The organism is Methylorubrum rhodinum (genome assembly GCF_014199935.1).
Classification (GTDB): Bacteria; Pseudomonadota; Alphaproteobacteria; order Rhizobiales; family Beijerinckiaceae; genus Methylobacterium; species Methylobacterium rhodinum.
This window is the reverse complement of record NZ_JACHOP010000025.1, coordinates 29,192-44,633: the sequence shown is the minus strand read 5'-3', so window position 1 is coordinate 44,633 and position 15,442 is coordinate 29,192. Positions and strand designations below refer to the sequence as shown.

The window sequence follows — 15,442 nt, the reverse complement described above, 5'->3', positions numbered from 1 at the left end:
CTTGCAGCCCAGGACCTCACAGCCGGCCCGCGAGACTGAACGCGAGGCCGACCAGGACGGCGCCCCCGAGGAAGCGCCGCCACGGATTGACGCCGCGCACGATCTCGTCGACCGCCCAGACGGCGAGCGCCAGCAGCGCGACGATCCGCAGCCCAGCGAAGAGCCAGACCGGCAGCCCGGGCGCCACGACCTGCAACAGCCATTCCGCCACGGATGCCGCGACGAACAGCCAGAGCGGCGCGTTCGGCCATTGGCCGATCACGATGGCGCCGGTGCGGCGGTCCCGGAACGCCCAGTCGATGAAGCCGCGCAAGCGACGGCTCAGATCGGCTCGGAGCCCTTCGCGGCACGGATCGGGTCGCAGATCTGCGGGCTGATCTTGTCGAGATGCGGGCAGGCGTTGGTTTCGTACCAGCCGCGAAGCTCCGGCTGCTTCGGGGCGACAAACATCGCGGTCAGCACGAAGCCGCCCGCGACGAGGACGAGGAGGATGAGAAGGCTGCGCAACGGACGGCTCCGGTCGGAGCGGCCAAGGTGGTAGCCGCTTTCATCGCGGCAGACGCGCCAGGGGCCGAGAGGTTCCCGCAGGCCACCTCGTCGCTCTCGCTACGGCGTCCGCACCGGCTCCTTCGGCCCGTCCATCACCGTCTGCGGCCGCCGGTCGCTGAGGGGGCCCTGCGTGCCGGGCAGAAGTCCCTGGTTCTGCAGCCAGATCAACGTGAACATGCCCGCCAGCAGGCTCGCGAGCGACATCAGGAAGGTTAGGTTGCGCCGACGCACCACGATCAGGCCCAGCACGACGATCAGGGCGAGCGCAATGAAAGTGGTCAGCATGACGCCTCGCTCGAGCGCGTTGGGGCGAAATCGGTCCGTTTCGTCGAAACGACGAACACGGAGGGTTTTCGGCCCGATGCCGTCCGGTCGGATACGGCACCGGCGTCAGACCCCCGCATACATCCGGCCCGGATTGAACAGGCCGGCGGGATCGTGCGCCGCCTTGATGCCGGTGGTGAGGCGCATCAGCGGATCGGGCAGGGGCTCGAACACCGGCACCGCGGCCCGCACGGTCTCGGGCGCGCGTACCAGGGTGGCGTGGCCGCCCGCCGCCCGCACGGCCTCGCGGACGATGGCCGTGCCGGCATCCTCCGCTGCGTCGGTGGCGAGCCAGATCAGGCCGCCGCCCCAATCGTAGAACCAGCGCGCGGAACGCTGGCGGGCGACCGCCGCCGTCACCTCCGGCCCGCGCCCCGGCACGGTGGAGATGCGCCAGACCGCCGCCTCGCGCGGCTCGGCGAGGAAGGTCGCGTCGCGCACGGCGCGCCACAGGGCAGCGCTGTCCTCCCCCTCGATCAGCGTCGCCTCGCCCCGGCGGCGGAGCAGGCGGCGCAGCTCGCCCAGGCGGTACTCCACCGACTTGGAAAACCCCTCGATCCGCATGAGCGTGCGGGCCTCCGGCCCGCCGATCCCCGCCGGCAGATGGGCGGCACCGGTCAGCTCGAACGGCGAGCCGAGCGCCGCGGACAGGGCCTCGATTGCGGCGGCGTCGTCGAGGCCGGTCAGCACCAGGGTCGCGGCCCGCTCCTGAACGGGCAGCACCTTGAAGGTGACCTCCGTCAGCAGGCCGAGCGTGCCCCAGGAGCCCGCCATCAGCTTCACGAGGTCGAGGCCGGTGACGTTCTTCATCACGCGGCCCCCCGACTTGATCGCCTCGCCCCGACCGTTGACGAAGCGCACGCCGATCAGGCTGTCGCGGGCCGCCCCCGCATTGATCCGCCGAGGCCCGGAATTGTTGACCGCCGCCACCGCGCCGAAGGTCGGCGTGCCCGTGGAGCCGAGCAGCGGGCGATGGTCGATCGGCTCGAACGGCAGCATCTGGCCGCGCTCGGCGAGCAGGGCTTGGACCTCGGCGAGCGGCGTGCCGGCGCGGGCCGCCACCACCATCTCGGCCGGCTCGTAGAGGGTGATGCCGGTGAGCCCCGTGCTCGCCAGGGTCGCCTCGTCCTGCGGCGGACGGCCGAAGGCGGCCTTGGTGTTCCCGCCCACGAGCCGAAGCCGCTCGGACCGGCCGGCAGCCTGCGCGACGATGGCCGTCGCCTCCTGCTCGCTCGCCGGCGCGTATGTCGTCATGATCCCGGTTTCCGTCCCGCCGGGCCTTTTTCAGCGGCCCTCTCGAGGGACAAAACCCGGATCGGGGGGCGGTGGCAAGGGAGCTGCTCGACGTGATCGCCTTCGCGCCCTTGCTGCTCCTACCGCAGGCGACCGCCGCAGCGCCGGGAAGTCAATCACGAGCTGACGGTCAAATTCGATTCTTCGATATTCTACTTGCCTTTTGCTTTATTAAGTTTGGAATTAAAATCGACGGCCCCAAGCTGAATCGCCGATTTTTGTACGTCAGACGTATCTGTCATGACTTTCTTCGTATTAGGGCTCTGCGTTGTGCACAGGTTCATCCAACTCTCGCGCGCTGCTTCCATGTCGTGATCGGCGCCGGCATCTTCGAGAAGTTGGCGAATGCGAGGATACGGATTTCGATCGAGGTAGTAAGGCTGTGTGACGACGATATCAACGAAGACAAATGGATTTCTGATTTGTGGATAGCAGGACGGCATGCTTTGGCGTATCGCCAGCATGGATTGTTGCCAGGCGGTGCCAGCTGGGCCTTTGATGTCAAGATTATTCCTCACATCAGGAGATGTCAGGAGTTCTTCGACAATGGGTGCAAGCCCCATCTGCGCGGCGCTCATCAAAGGCGTTTGCCCGTTCGAGTTGCGCTCATTCAGCGATGACGGCGAGCTTCGGGCAATCTCCCGCAAGGCAGAAACGGCCATTTGCTCGGCTTTACCCCATTCTTCGGGATTGCCACCGTTGACTTCGCCTAAAATATAAATCTTTTGCTGTATGTCTTTTATGACTCTATCCGCCGAATTTGTTTGGGGCTGCGCACTGCAGATCGCTGTCGACGTGATATTAATTAGAATTATGAAGGAGAAATAGAGTGCATGGCGGCTCGTATTGGGCCAATGATTGTGGTTTGTCATATGCCCCACATTAGATTTCCGGTGCAAGCAGCTCGATGGGCGGGATCGAGTGGCCAATTATCTATCTTTAGTTCGTTAGAAAAAGCAAGACTCGCGAAAAGGCAATGCTTTCGCTTTGTTCCAAGTGATGCCTCGTTGAAATGCTACTCCGCCGCAGCCGGCAATGCGGGCCGCCGTCGCTCCATGACGGCGCTGCGCAGGCCAGCGATGTCGAAGAGCCAGACGAAGCCGCCGTAGACGAGAACGCCCGTGCCGATGCAGGCCGGCAGCGCGAGCCAAGGGGCGAGCGTGCGCAGGGGCCAGACGGCCGCGGCCATGAGCAGGGTCGCGGCGCTCGCCGCCGCGAGGTCGCGCCAGGGGAGGGCGATGCGGTCCGGGCCGGTGAGGGCGAGGCCCGCGAGGAGGCCGAAGGCGGCGAGGAAGCCCAAGGTCTGGGCGACGGCGATGCCATAGCCGCCGTAGGGGCCGGCGAGCGCCAGCAGGGCCAGCGCGTTGACCAGCGCGCCGAACAGGGCGGCGACGATCACCGGCATGGTGCGGCGACGGATCTGGAAAACCGGGTTGAGGGCGTAGTTCATCGCCGCGAAGGCGACGAGGCCCGGCAGCATCGGCAGCAGGTAGGCGGTGAAGTGGCCGCGGAAGGCATCGGGCACCACGATGGCTTCGAGCGCGGGAAGCACCGCCCAGACGCCGGCCATGCTCGGCAGGATCAGGGCGGCGACCACCGCGAGGTTGCGGGCGACCTGGCGCTCGCCGGCTTGGCGTCCGCCGATCTCCTCGGCCCGCACCGCGATCTGGAACAGCAGCACGTCGAGGGCCGCGCCGAGGGTGCCAAAGATGCGGGTGCCGATGTCGGAGGCAAGCGAGAAGTATCCGGATTCCGAAAACCCGCCGACGGCCGCGATGGCGCTGCGGTTGGCGAACGGCAGGAGCTGGTAGACGACGTTGGCGGCGATCAGCGGCAGGCCGTAGGTGACGAAGACGCGCAGCATCGTGCGCCCGCGCTCGACATCCGGGCGGTGGCGCGGATCGGTGAGGCTGCGATGGATCAGGATCGCGGCGAGGAACTGGCTCACGCCCGCCGCCGCGATCACCGCGGTGGCGTCGCCCGTGACCCAGGCGGTGCCGACCATGAGGACCAGCGCGAGCCCGCTCTTGACCAGCACCAGCTTGAGATAGAGCCCGCCGATGAAGCGGGCGCGGGCCAGCGTCGTCTGGTAGTCGAAGAAGCCGATGCCGATGGCGGTCGCGACCGCCGCCGCGGCGAGCGTCGCGGGCGGGCCGGCGATGGGGCGTCCGGCGAGGCACAGCAGGGTCGCGGCGACGAGGCAGAGCGCGGTCGCGGCGTAGGCCCGGTCGAGGATCGCGCGAATCCACGGCTCCTCGCCGCGCACCCGCTCGGAATAGAACCGCGTCGCCGACAGCCGCAGCCACTCGAAGAACAGGGTCGTGAGCACCACCGAGCCGGCGATGCCGAGCGCGAAACGGCCGAAATCCGCCGGGCCCAGGATCTGCGCCAGCAGCAGGCCGAGGGCGAGGTTCAGGACCGCGTTGACGACGTAGGCTGCGATGACCGCCATGGTTCTTCGGGGTTTCGTGAACGCGCGAATTCGGGGGCGTGTGCAGGGTCGGTGAGACCGATTTACGTCAGCGGGGCGCTTTGCAAGGACGTGGCCGGTTGCCGGCTTGCGGTCTCGTGACGTGCGGGGCGCAGGGCCACCTCGCGGTAGATGCGCTCCAGCCGGTCGAGATGGCGGTCGAGCGTGAGGGGATCGGCCCAGAAGCCGTCATAGGCGGCCCGGCTCATGGCGCGGGCGGTGTCCTCGTCGGCGAGCCGCGTCATCGCTGCCGCGAGCGAGGCGGGATCGCCGGAGCGGAACCACAGGCCGCTGACGCCGTCCGCCACCGCCTCGCGGCCGGCGCAGATGTCGCTGACGATCACCGGGGTACCGAGCGCCAGCGATTCCAGCACGGTGAGCGGCTGGCCCTCGTACCAGACGGAGGGGAACACCAGAGCGCGGGCGGCACGCAGTTGTTTCTTCACGCCGGCCGGATCGTGCCAGCCGAGGAACGCGGCCTCCGGGTACGCGGCTTCCAGCTCCGCCCGCTGCGGGCCGTCGCCGACGAAGATCGCCCGCTGGCCCGACAGCCGCGCGGCTTCCGCGAACAGCCCGGCGCCCTTCTCGGCCGAGAGGCGGCCGACGAAGACGAAGCCGCCAAGGGGCGCATCATGTGCGGCGTCGTCCTTGTGCCCCAGCGGCTCGGCGTCGATCGGGTTGCCGACGTCGTACCACTTGGTGTCGGCGGGCATGTGCGGCGCCAGCACCTCGCGCTGAAGCCGGCTGATGGTGATGACGGCGGACAGATTGTCGATCATGCCGGTGTTGCGCATCAGCACATGGCGGCCGACCCGCATCAGCTTGCGGGCATAGCCGCGGGAATCGCAGTTGTGCGAGATGCAGGCCATCGAGACCGGGGCCCGGTGGCAAGCCGCCGAGACGGGGTAGTCGTAGAAGCCGCCGTTGGGGCAGGCGAGGTAGTACTCGTGCATCGTGAACACGACCGGTGCCCGGCTGCCGGCCAGCACCGGCCCGATCGAGGGCGAGAGCGCCTTGGCCCAGGCGTGGACGTGGACGACCGTCTCATCCGGGTCGTGGCGCGCCAGAAGCTCGCCGAGTGCGGCCGCCGCCTTCTGGTTCCACAGCCACTGCACGCCGAAGCGGGCGAGCGAGTTCGTCGTCGTCACGTCGACCTGATCGAGCAGGATCGTCTCGATGCCGGCCGCCCCCATCCGCGGGTCGGCCGGGCCGACGGCGGCGAAGAAGGTGACCGCATGGCCCCGCGCCGCGAGGCCCAGCGCGCTCTCGATGGCGACCTTGGCCTGCCCGCCATTGATGTGGGCGTGATCCGCCACGACGATGATCGGCATGGGACGGCCTACTTGCGGGCGATGACGTAGGCGAAGCTGGTGAAGGTGCGCCAGTCGCGCGCCCGCGCTACCTTGGTGAAGGCGGCATCGACCTGCTTCAGGCCCGGAATCTTCCAGAAGTAGCTGTAGCCGTAGAACGGCAGCACCACGACCTCGCGAAAGCCGATCTCCTTCAGGACGGGCGCGATCACCGCCTCGCTGCCGCGGCAGAGATTGTAGTGGGCCGGGAATTTCGGGTTGTCGCCGTCGTCGGCCCGGTCCGGAAACAGGGTGTGGAGCACGGCGCGCGACAGGCGCTCGGGCATGATCTGGTTGGCCGCGAAGGGCGGCGCGAACAGCGTCGGGAAGAAGCTCAGGGCCACGCCGCCGGGGGTGAGCAGGTCATGCACGTTGCGCCACATCTGCGTGACGTCGGGCACGTGCTCCATCACCATCCGGCAATAGGCGAAGTCGAACTGTTCGCGACCGGTCGTGTGAACGGTATCCTTCGCGGCGATGTCGCAGCAGAGCTTGGAGAAGGCGGGCGGCGCCAGATCGAGTTCGCGCTGCGACAGGTCGTTGATCGTCACCGCGATGTCGTGCGCGGTCAGCTCCGCCGGGCCGAACACCGGATCGCGCCCGCCGCCGATCTCGAGATGGTGGCGCAGGCCGTATTCCCGGCTCAGCGCCAGGATCATCGCCTTGTAGTTCTCCCAAGACCAGTTCCAGTCGGGCGAGTAGCCGAGATCGTCGGCGATGCTTTCAAGCCCGCGCGGGGCGAAGGCCTGGACCGGCTGCGCGATCTCGAATTTGTGGCGGACGTTCATCGGGCAGACCCCAATCGTGCGGCTGGCACCGACGATGGGGGCGTGCGATTTCGAAACGATTAAGTGGGGTTTACGGGGCCGCGGGTCTCGCTTCGGATGCTGTCCAAGACCTTAAGCGGGCCGGTCGGACGCGGCCGATCACAGCCACCCCTTCGACTTGAAATACAGCAGCGGCACGATCGCCGAGATCGCGATCAGGGCGAGGCCGTAGGGGTAGCCGTAGGCCCATTCGAGTTCCGGCATGTGCTTGAAGTTCATGCCGTACATCGAGGCCACCAGCGTCGGCGGCACGCCCACCACCGAGACGACGGTGAGGATGCGGAAGGCGTTGTTCTGCTCGACGTTGATCAGGCCGAGCGTCGCGTCGAGCAGGAATTGCAGCGTCTCGGAGAGCCGGGTCTCGAACTCGTCGAGGGAGGCGATGTCGCGCGCCGCCGTCTCGAAGCGGGGGGCGTCGCCCTCGTCGAGGTGGTGGCCGCATTCCCCCTTGGCGAAAGCGACGATGCGCTCCAGCCCCAGCAGGCTGGCGCGGACCTTGGACAGCGACTTGCCGTGGCGCCCGATCGAGCGCAGCAGGCGCCGGAGCGCGAGGTCGCGGCGCCTCGGGGCGGTGGCGTCGCCCTTGCGGGCGCCGGGGCGGGCACCGGCGTCGAAGTCGAAGATGCGGGTCGAGAGGTTGTCGAGGTCGGCCGACATCTCCTCCAAGAGGTCGGCGAGGTTGTCGATCAACTCCTCGACGACCAGCAGGAACATCCGGGCGCCGGTGCTGCCGTCGCCGCCCTCCTCGTCCACGCGTTTGCGTACGGCGGAAAAGGCCCGCATGTCGTGGTAGCGCACGGTGACCAAGTGGGTCTTGTTCAGGAGGAAGCCGAGCGGCTTCAGGCTGAAGTCGGAGCGGTCGAAGGTCACCATCGGCGTCGAGAGCGAGATGCCGTCGCGGTTGCGCCGCAGCCGGCTCGACAGCTCGACCTCGCTCAGCGCGGCGCGGGACGGCACGCGGATGCCGGTCTTCTCCTCGACGCAGGCCGCCTCCTCGGCGGTTGGATCGTTCAGGTCGATCCAGACGGCGTGATCGGGGAGTGCGGCGGCACCGGAGAGGCCGTTCGCATCGACCGCCCCTTGCGGCCCGTGGAGGCTCATCATCGAAAGGGATGTCCCCGGATTTCGTGGGATTAAGAGAATTTCTCCGCGCCGACGAGCGGGCGCGGGAGATGCGGCGTCTTGACTCGAAACGGCCCTGCGCCTATCTCGCGGCCGTCGTTAGCACTCACGCAACGAGAGTGCTAACAGCCAGGGTAGGCGCGGTCGCTCGGGCCGCATCAAGACCAACCGCTATTCCGAAGCAAGAGGGTAGCTCATGAACTTCCGTCCGCTCCACGACCGCGTCGTCGTCCGCCGTATCGAGGGTGAAGAGAAGACGAAGGGCGGCATCATCATCCCGGATACCGCCAAGGAGAAGCCGCAGGAGGGCGAGATCGTCGCCGTCGGATCGGGCGCCCGCGACGAGCAGGGTCGCGTCAACCCCCTCGACGTCAAGGTCGGCGACCGGGTCCTGTTCGGCAAGTGGTCGGGCACCGAGGTCAAGATCGACGGCCAGGATCTCCTCATCATGAAGGAATCCGACATCATGGGCGTCGTCGCCGCCTGAGGCCGACGCCTTTTCAGCGCCCTTGGAGACCGCCGTTTCAGCAGCAGACGGCCGGTTTCGGGGCTCCCTTCCAGAATTCGAGGTAAACTCACATGGCAGCGAAAGACGTTCGTTTCTCCGCCGACGCTCGCGACAAGATGCTGCGCGGCGTCGACATCCTCGCCGACGCGGTAAAGGTGACGCTGGGCCCGAAGGGCCGCAACGTCGTGATCGAGAAGAGCTTCGGCGCTCCCCGCATCACCAAGGACGGCGTCACCGTCGCCAAGGAGATCGAGCTCTCCGACCGCTTCGAGAACATGGGCGCCCAGATGGTGCGCGAAGTGGCCTCGAAGACCAACGACATCGCCGGTGACGGCACCACCACGGCGACCGTGCTGGCCCAGGCCATCGTCCGCGAGGGCGCCAAGTACGTCGCCGCCGGCATCAACCCGATGGACCTGAAGCGCGGCATCGACCTCGCCACGGCGGCCGCCGTGAAGGATATCACGAACCGTGCCAAGAAGGTTGCCTCGTCCGACGAGGTCGCCCAGGTCGGCACGATCTCCGCCAACGGCGACAAGGAGATCGGCGAGATGATCGCCCACGCCATGCAGAAGGTGGGCAACGAGGGCGTCATCACCGTCGAGGAGGCCAAGACCGCCGAGACCGAGCTCGACGTCGTCGAGGGCATGCAGTTCGACCGCGGCTATCTCTCGCCGTACTTCGTGACCAACGCCGAGAAGATGGTCGCCGAGCTCGAGGACCCCTACATCCTCATCCACGAGAAGAAGCTGTCGTCGCTGCAGGCGATGCTGCCGGTGCTCGAGGCCGTGGTGCAGACCGGTAAGCCGCTCGTCATCATCGCCGAGGACATCGAGGGCGAGGCGCTGGCCACCCTCGTGGTGAACAAGCTGCGCGGCGGCCTCAAGGTCGCGGCCGTGAAGGCTCCGGGCTTCGGTGATCGCCGCAAGGCGATGCTCGAGGACATCGCGATCCTGACCAAGGGCCAGATGATCGCCGAGGATCTCGGCATCAAGCTCGAGAACGTGACGCTCCCCATGCTCGGCCGCGCCAAGCGCGTGCGCATCGAGAAGGAGAACACCACGATCATCGACGGTCTCGGCGAGAAGGCCGACATCGAGGCCCGCGTCGGCCAGATCAAGGCGCAGATCGAGGAGACCACCTCGGACTACGACCGTGAGAAGCTGCAGGAGCGTCTGGCCAAGCTCGCGGGCGGCGTCGCGGTGATCCGCGTCGGCGGCGCGACCGAGGTCGAGGTCAAGGAAAAGAAGGACCGCGTGGACGACGCGCTCAACGCCACCCGCGCCGCGGTGGAAGAGGGCATTGTCCCCGGCGGCGGCGTCGCGCTGCTGCTGGCCAAGAAGGCGGTCGCCGAGCTGAAGTCCGACATTCCGGACGTGCAGGCCGGCATCAAGATCGTCCTCAAGGCGCTCGAGGCGCCGATCCGCCAGATCGCCCAGAACGCGGGCGTCGAGGGCTCGATCGTCGTCGGCAAGATCACCGACAACGGCGGCGAGACCTTCGGCTTCAACGCCCAGACCGAAGAGTACGTCGACATGATCCAGGCCGGCATCGTCGACCCGGCCAAGGTCGTCCGCACCGCCCTTCAGGACGCCGCCTCGGTGGCCGGCCTGCTGGTGACCACGGAAGCCATGGTCGCCGACGCGCCGAAGAAGGACAGCGGCGCCCCGGCGATGCCGGGCGGCGGCGGCATGGGCGGCATGGACTTCTAAGTCCACGCCATCCGCAGACGTCGGGAAGGGGGTCGCCGAGAGGCGGCCCCTTTTCTTTTTGTCTGGAGAGTCGTTTGAGCGGCAGCCCCCGAACAGAAGTGGGCGCTCTCCTCCCCCTTGTGGGGAGGAGGTAGGAGGTGGGGGTGGTTCAGGATCGAGCGGAGCGGTGCCTTCTGCACCACCCCCACCCCGAACCCCTCCCCACAAGGGGGAGGGGACAGGCGCCAAGTACGGCGCCCGCTGAGTGACGGGCTCCTAACGCTCCCGCGATGGCCCAATCCCCATCCGCCGGATCAGCAGGAACACCGCCGCCGCCGAGGCCACGGCCAGAAGCATCGCCAGGGTCGAGCCGTCCTCGAACTCCGAGAACGGCAACCCCTTGGTGTTCATCCCAAAAAGCCCGGTCACCAGCGTCGGCGGCAGGAACAGGGCGGTGAGGATCGACAGGGTGTGGAGCTGGCGGTTCGAGGCGCGGGCGAGCTGGGCCGCCAGCTCGTCCTGAAGCAAGCGGCTGCGCTCGGCCAGGACCAGCATGTCGCGGTCGAGGTCATCGAGGCGCTGCGCCATGCGGGCGGCCGTGGACAGGACCGGTTCGGGCAGTCCCTCGTCCTCCTCCTGTTCGAGGCGGTGGAACACCGAACGCAGGCCGAGCAGATGGCGGCGCAGGCGCACCGCCTCGCGGCGGATCGGCCCGAGCCGGCGGCTCTCGTCGCGGACCCCATCGTCGAGGACGTGATCCTCGATTTCGTCGAGTTCGTCGCCGCGATGCGCGACCGTCCGCGCCGTCTCGGCCACGACCCCGCCGACGAGGTGTTCGAGGAGCGCGGCCGGCCCCGGAAAGCGCCGCCCGGCGGTCGCCGCGTCGTGGGCGGCGTCGGGGCCCTGAATCGGATGGCGGCGGCCGGTGACGAGCAGGGTCTCGGCCATCACGAAGTGCACGCGGCCCGCGGCGTCGGGGCCGGGGCGCTGCCGATCCTCCATCCCCGCGCGGACAAGATCGGCGACGACCCCGCCGACATGGGCGTCCTCGATCGCCACGCGCTGGTGCGGGTCGGCCGCGAACGCCGCCGCCGCGAGGTCGGGCGGGCCGAACCGACCCTCGGCGATCAGGGTGCTGAGCCGCGCATCGACGAGGTTGAGATGGAGCCAGAGGAAGCCGTCGACCGGCCGCTCCGGCACCGGCTCGCCCGGTGCCAGGACGCGCGCGCGGCCGGTCCGGTCGAACTGCATCGCCCAGAGCAGCCCCGGCAGGGACGGCTCGCACAGGAGCGGTGCGGCGAGGATCGCCTGATCCATTCTCTAAAACAGCTTCGAGAACAGGACGTAGAGGCTGCCGGAGAGCAGCATGGCGACCGGCAGCGTCAGCAGCCACGCCAGCGCCAGCGCCCGCAAGGTGCCGAGTTGCAGACCGGAGCGGTTGGCCGCCATGGTGCCGGCCACGCCCGAGGACAGGACGTGCGTGGTCGAGACCGGCAGGCCGTACATGTCGGCCGCCGCGATGGTCGAGGCGGCGACGAGTTCGGCGGACGCGCCCTGCGCGTAGGTGAGGTGCGTCTTGCCGATCCGCTCGCCGACGGTGACGACGATCCGCTTCCAGCCCACCATCGTGCCGAGGCCGAGCGCCACAGCAACCGCGACCTTCACCCAGGTCGGGATGAAGCGCGTCGCCTCGTCGAGGCTGCCCTTGTAGGCCTTGAGCGTGCCGATTTCCGCCGGAGACAGCTCGCTCTCCTTGTCCTTCATCAGGAAGCGGATCGCCTCGGAGGCGAGATACATGTCGTTGCGGGTGTTGCCGACGGCTTCCGCCGGCACCTTCACGAGGCTGCCGTAGCGCTCGACCGACTCGCCGATCTGGCGGATCAACACCGAGAGCGACGGATAGGTGCCGCCGTCGACCTTCTGGGCCGCAACGTAGGCCGTCACGGCGGGGCGCGGATCACCGATGATGTCGTAGCCCGCGGCCTTGGCGGCGACCACCTTGGACGCGGCCTCCGAGGTCTGGCGGAACTGGGCGACGGCGGAGTCCGGCAGGGCCCGGTTGAGGGCGTAGGCGGTGGGCACCGTGCCGATCAGGATCAGCATGATCAGGCCCATACCCTTCTGCCCGTCGTTGGAGCCGTGGGCGAAGGAGACGCCTGTGCAGGTCGCGATCAGCAGGCCGCGGATCCAGAGCGGCGGCGGCGCCTTGGCGTCGGGCTCGGCGTAGAGGGCCGGGTTGCGCACGATCCGCTTCAGCGTCAGCAGCAGCGCGCCCGCGGCGACGAAGCCGACGAGCGGCGAGAGCAGCAGCGACCAGCCGATCTCGGTCGCCTTCGACCAATCGACGCCGGACGTGCCGGAGCGGCCGTGCATCAGCGCGTTGGCGACGCCGACCCCGATGATCGAGCCGATGAGCGTGTGCGAAGACGAGGCCGGCAGGCCGAGCGCCCAGGTGCCGAGGTTCCACAGGATCGCGGCGATCAACAGGGCGAACACCATGGCGAAGCCCGCTCCGGAGCCCACCTGGAGGATCAATTCGACCGGCAGCAGGCTGACGATGCCGAAGGCCACCGCCCCGGAGGAGAGCAGCACGCCGAGGAAATTGAAGAAGCCGGACCAGACCACCGCGACGCCCGGCGGCATCGCGTGGGTATAGATCACGGTTGCCACCGCGTTGGCGGTGTCGTGGAAGCCGTTCACGAACTCGAAGCTGAGGGCGATGGTGAGCGCCACGAACAGCAGGATGTAGGGCAGATAAGTGGTGATGCGGGTGCCGGTGGCCGCGACATCCTCGTGGATGCTGAAGGCGACGTAGGCAAGCGCAGCGAGCAAGGCCGCCACGATGGCGATCAGCAGGGGGAGGGGATGGCCCCTGTCGAGATCGGGCCGTCCGCGCCGTTCCGCCGAGGGCGCGGCGGCGCCGCTCAAGCCCTGTACCGACGATCCCGCCATGCCGCATCTCCCCGTGCGGATGAAACGCGGTCCCCGCACGTGGGGAGCCTCAGCAGCGCTCTACGACAGTCTGATGACGGCGGCAGGCGTCAGAAGTCCGAGGCGAGGCCCTTCACCTCCCAATCGTCGTAGCGCACCGGCTCCAGGCCGCCGCGGCCCTTCCGCTCCGGCTGCTTGGCGATCTCGGCGGCGCGGGCGTCGATGGCGGCGCGCCGCTCGGCGGCTTCAGTCAGCGCCCGCTGCGCCGCCGGGCTGAGTGCGCGGGCCTCGCTTCCGTTCGTCGCCTCGTCGCTCATGCCGTTCTCCTCGCATCCTTCCTTGCATCCCGAGCTCTCAGATGGGAGTGCGTCGGGTCCGGGGCGAGCCCCCAATGTTTTCCGCATCCGAGAACGGCCGAGAGCGTGGCACCGAGACCGATCCATCGCAACCCACCGCCCCCCATCGATCGGAGCGTGCCCGGCCTCGCGGCGCGGCATGTCGCGCAGAACGCGGTCGCGACCCTGCTCGGGCCCGCCCGCGGGCTGGCGCTGGAGGATGCGCTGGGGCAATCCGGGCGCGGGCTGAATCTCGAGCCGGGCGATGCGGCGCTCGCCCGCGCCATCGCGACGGCGAGCTTCCGGCGGCTCGGCTTCCTCAAGGCGGCGCTCGCCGAGCGCCTGCGCGACGGGCTGCCGCAAAAGCCGGACCTCCTGGCCCTGCTGGTCACCGGCTCGGCCCAGATCCTCGACCTCGCGGTGGCCGACCACGCCGCCGTCGATCTCTCGGTGCGCCTCGCCAAGGCCGACCCGCAGCTCACGCATCTCGCCCCGCTGGTGAACGCGGTTCTGCGCCGGGTCGCCCGCGAGCGCGACGACATCCGCGCCGCCGAGGACGATCCGCTCAAGCGGAACACGCCGGACTGGCTGGCGCAGCGCTGGATCGCCGCCTACGGCGAGGCAGCGGCCAAGGGCATCGCAGCGGCCCATCTCGAAGGCGCGGCCCTCGACGTGACCGTGCGGGAGGATGCGGACGCCTGGGCGGAAAAGCTCGGCGGGCGCAGGCTCGATCTCGGCTCGCTGCGCCTCGAGGGCCGCGAGGCGGTGGCCGGGTTGCCGGGCTACGACGAGGGCGCGTGGTGGGTGCAGGACGCCGCTGCGGCCCTGCCCGTGCGGTTGCTGGCCCCGCGACCGGGCGAGCGCGTCGCCGACCTCTGCGCCGCGCCGGGCGGAAAGACCGCTCAGGTTGCCGCCGCGGGGGCACGCGTCACCGCCGTCGACCGTTCGGCGGCCCGGCTGGAGCGCCTGCAACGCAACCTGGAGCGGCTGAAGCTCTCGGCCGAGTTGGTTACGGCGGATGCTCTCGAACTCCCGGAAGACAAACCCTTCGACGCGGTGCTCCTCGATGCGCCGTGCTCGGCCACCGGCACGATTCGCCGCCACCCGGACATCGCCTGGACCAAGAGCGAGGCCGACATCGTGCGGCTGGCCGGCCTCCAGCGCCGGCTCCTCGACAAGGCGGCCCGGCTGACGGCGCCGGGCGGGCGGCTGGTCTACTGCACCTGCTCGCTGGAGCCGGAGGAGGGATCGGCCCGGATCGCCGATTTCCTCGCCCGCAACGGCGACTTCGAGCGCGTGGCGATCACGGCTGATCAGGTCGGCGGTCACGCCGAGATGATCGACCACAACGGCGATCTGCGCACCCTGCCGAGCCATCTCGGCGGCGGGTCGGGCCGGGGAGGTGGCGTGGACGGATTCTTCGGGAGTTTGCTGCGGCGGCGGGGCTGATGGTCACGACCGTCATTCCGGGGCGCCGAAGGCGAACCCGAAATCCACGACTGGCCTCGACGTATTGCGCAGCGTCGCAACACGGGCGGGTTGCACGCCTCCGGCCCGCCCGTCCGGGTCCAGGTTCCGCTCCGCGGCCCCGGGATGACGGCGATGATGTTCGGCGGTGGGCCGAAGCTTACACGGAAACTTTCAATCCGGCCCCGATCACCGCGAGCCCCGCCACCAGGGCGAGACCGCCCGCGGTCTCCATCCGGGCGGTCCAGGCCGGGTAGCGTCCCGCCTGGACCGCGAGGACGGCCCCTGCGGACAGGCAGGCGAGGCTGACGAGCACGGCCATACGGTCTCCCGGCACAATCTGCGAATCGCCGTCCGCGGGGCGCGACCGGGGCTGGTCCCAGGCTTGCCCACACGGACTTCACGAATCGTCAACGCGCGGGATGCGCCCTCGGGCCTCCCCGGCTTCCCCGTTGTCCACAGGCCGGGCGAGGCGGGGCGATGGGAAAAGCGGGCTTTCGCAGAGCGGAACCGTGCAGCCTGCACGTGCAAGGGCGTTAACCTTCAGGAAAGGTCCGTCAACAAAACCTTAGCGGT

The 15,442-nt window shown here is 68.9% G+C and carries 16 protein-coding genes; 3 read left to right on the top strand and 13 right to left on the bottom strand.

Going from position 1 to position 15,442, the window contains the following annotated elements; genetic code table 11:
• Nucleotides 1–16 precede the first annotated feature (16 nt).
• The 9 genes from HNR00_RS21255 to HNR00_RS21215 all read right to left on the bottom strand — a co-directional run bounded on the left by HNR00_RS21255 (nt 17) and on the right by HNR00_RS21215 (nt 7,916).
• Entirely contained in the window at nt 17–313 is a 297-nt protein-coding gene (locus HNR00_RS21255) for a hypothetical protein (RefSeq protein ID WP_183572796.1), read from the bottom strand.
• 8 nt (nt 314–321) lie between these two features.
• On the bottom strand, nt 322–507 hold the full coding sequence (locus tag HNR00_RS21250; RefSeq protein WP_183572794.1) for a hypothetical protein: 186 nt from the start codon (nt 505–507) through the stop codon (nt 322–324).
• 99 nt (nt 508–606) lie between these two features.
• Complete coding sequence (locus HNR00_RS21245; RefSeq protein ID WP_183572792.1) at nt 607–834, bottom strand: hypothetical protein; 228 nt, start codon at nt 832–834, stop codon at nt 607–609.
• 105 nt (nt 835–939) lie between these two features.
• Complete coding sequence (gene glcE, locus HNR00_RS21240) at nt 940–2,127, bottom strand: glycolate oxidase subunit GlcE (RefSeq protein WP_183572790.1); 1,188 nt, start codon at nt 2,125–2,127, stop codon at nt 940–942.
• 191 nt (nt 2,128–2,318) lie between these two features.
• Nucleotides 2,319–3,038, bottom strand: a complete 720-nt coding sequence (locus HNR00_RS21235; RefSeq protein ID WP_183572788.1) for an ankyrin repeat domain-containing protein — start codon at nt 3,036–3,038, stop codon at nt 2,319–2,321.
• Nucleotides 3,039–3,181: 143 nt separating this feature from the next.
• Nucleotides 3,182–4,618: a lipopolysaccharide biosynthesis protein gene (locus HNR00_RS21230; protein WP_183572786.1), complete on the bottom strand. Its 1,437-nt coding sequence runs from the start codon at nt 4,616–4,618 to the stop codon at nt 3,182–3,184.
• A gap of 62 nt (nt 4,619–4,680) precedes the next feature.
• Nucleotides 4,681–5,967 (bottom strand): glycosyltransferase family 4 protein, encoded by a 1,287-nt coding sequence (locus HNR00_RS21225; protein ID WP_183572784.1) that lies wholly within the window; start codon nt 5,965–5,967, stop codon nt 4,681–4,683.
• Nucleotides 5,968–5,975: 8 nt separating this feature from the next.
• Complete coding sequence (locus tag HNR00_RS21220) at nt 5,976–6,773, bottom strand: class I SAM-dependent methyltransferase (protein WP_183572782.1); 798 nt, start codon at nt 6,771–6,773, stop codon at nt 5,976–5,978.
• Nucleotides 6,774–6,911: 138 nt separating this feature from the next.
• Nucleotides 6,912–7,916, bottom strand: coding sequence for a magnesium transporter CorA family protein (locus HNR00_RS21215; protein WP_183572780.1), 1,005 nt, complete (start codon nt 7,914–7,916; stop codon nt 6,912–6,914).
• 214 nt (nt 7,917–8,130) lie between these two features.
• Here HNR00_RS21215 and groES point away from each other — a divergent pair, with 214 nt between their 5' ends.
• Both groES and groL read left to right on the top strand, forming a co-directional pair.
• Nucleotides 8,131–8,421, top strand: coding sequence for a co-chaperone GroES (gene groES, locus HNR00_RS21210; RefSeq protein WP_183572778.1), 291 nt, complete (start codon nt 8,131–8,133; stop codon nt 8,419–8,421).
• 92 nt (nt 8,422–8,513) lie between these two features.
• Entirely contained in the window at nt 8,514–10,154 is a 1,641-nt protein-coding gene (gene groL / locus HNR00_RS21205) for a chaperonin GroEL (RefSeq protein ID WP_183572776.1), read from the top strand.
• Between the two features lie 255 nt (nt 10,155–10,409).
• Here the strand turns inward: groL and HNR00_RS21200 are convergent, their stop codons facing one another.
• The 3 genes from HNR00_RS21200 to HNR00_RS21190 form a co-directional block, all read right to left on the bottom strand.
• The gene (locus HNR00_RS21200; protein WP_246390894.1) at nt 10,410–11,450 is read right to left on the bottom strand and encodes a CorA family divalent cation transporter; all 1,041 of its coding nucleotides are present in this window, start codon (nt 11,448–11,450) and stop codon (nt 10,410–10,412) included.
• Between the two features lie 3 nt (nt 11,451–11,453).
• Nucleotides 11,454–13,085 (bottom strand): inorganic phosphate transporter, encoded by a 1,632-nt coding sequence (locus HNR00_RS21195; protein WP_183572775.1) that lies wholly within the window; start codon nt 13,083–13,085, stop codon nt 11,454–11,456.
• Nucleotides 13,086–13,174: 89 nt separating this feature from the next.
• A complete protein-coding gene (locus HNR00_RS21190; protein ID WP_183572773.1) occupies nt 13,175–13,381 on the bottom strand; it encodes a DUF1674 domain-containing protein in 207 nt (68 codons plus the stop codon).
• Between the two features lie 105 nt (nt 13,382–13,486).
• Between HNR00_RS21190 and HNR00_RS21185 the strand changes: the two genes are divergently transcribed.
• Nucleotides 13,487–14,848: an RsmB/NOP family class I SAM-dependent RNA methyltransferase gene (locus HNR00_RS21185; RefSeq protein WP_183572771.1), complete on the top strand. Its 1,362-nt coding sequence runs from the start codon at nt 13,487–13,489 to the stop codon at nt 14,846–14,848.
• Nucleotides 14,849–15,026: 178 nt separating this feature from the next.
• On the opposite strand, the gene HNR00_RS21180 is transcribed toward HNR00_RS21185, so the two are convergent.
• Nucleotides 15,027–15,188, bottom strand: coding sequence for a hypothetical protein (locus HNR00_RS21180; RefSeq protein ID WP_183572769.1), 162 nt, complete (start codon nt 15,186–15,188; stop codon nt 15,027–15,029).
• Between the last annotated feature and the right edge of the window lie 254 nt (nt 15,189–15,442).

Coding starts and splice junctions, on each gene's coding strand:
- HNR00_RS21220 (WP_183572782.1), bottom strand. CDS start 6,773: ATGAACGTCCGCCACAAATTCGAGATCGCGCAGCCGGTCCAGGCCTTC.
- glcE (WP_183572790.1), bottom strand. CDS start 2,127: ATGACGACATACGCGCCGGCGAGCGAGCAGGAGGCGACGGCCATCGTC.
- HNR00_RS21195 (WP_183572775.1), bottom strand. CDS start 13,085: ATGGCGGGATCGTCGGTACAGGGCTTGAGCGGCGCCGCCGCGCCCTCG.
- HNR00_RS21180 (WP_183572769.1), bottom strand. CDS start 15,188: ATGGCCGTGCTCGTCAGCCTCGCCTGCCTGTCCGCAGGGGCCGTCCTC.
- groL (WP_183572776.1), top strand. CDS start 8,514: ATGGCAGCGAAAGACGTTCGTTTCTCCGCCGACGCTCGCGACAAGATG.
- HNR00_RS21225 (WP_183572784.1), bottom strand. CDS start 5,967: ATGCCGATCATCGTCGTGGCGGATCACGCCCACATCAATGGCGGGCAG.
- HNR00_RS21200 (WP_246390894.1), bottom strand. CDS start 11,450: ATGGATCAGGCGATCCTCGCCGCACCGCTCCTGTGCGAGCCGTCCCTG.
- HNR00_RS21245 (WP_183572792.1), bottom strand. CDS start 834: ATGCTGACCACTTTCATTGCGCTCGCCCTGATCGTCGTGCTGGGCCTG.
- HNR00_RS21215 (WP_183572780.1), bottom strand. CDS start 7,916: ATGATGAGCCTCCACGGGCCGCAAGGGGCGGTCGATGCGAACGGCCTC.
- HNR00_RS21190 (WP_183572773.1), bottom strand. CDS start 13,381: ATGAGCGACGAGGCGACGAACGGAAGCGAGGCCCGCGCACTCAGCCCG.
- HNR00_RS21235 (WP_183572788.1), bottom strand. CDS start 3,038: ATGACAAACCACAATCATTGGCCCAATACGAGCCGCCATGCACTCTAT.
- groES (WP_183572778.1), top strand. CDS start 8,131: ATGAACTTCCGTCCGCTCCACGACCGCGTCGTCGTCCGCCGTATCGAG.
- HNR00_RS21230 (WP_183572786.1), bottom strand. CDS start 4,618: ATGGCGGTCATCGCAGCCTACGTCGTCAACGCGGTCCTGAACCTCGCC.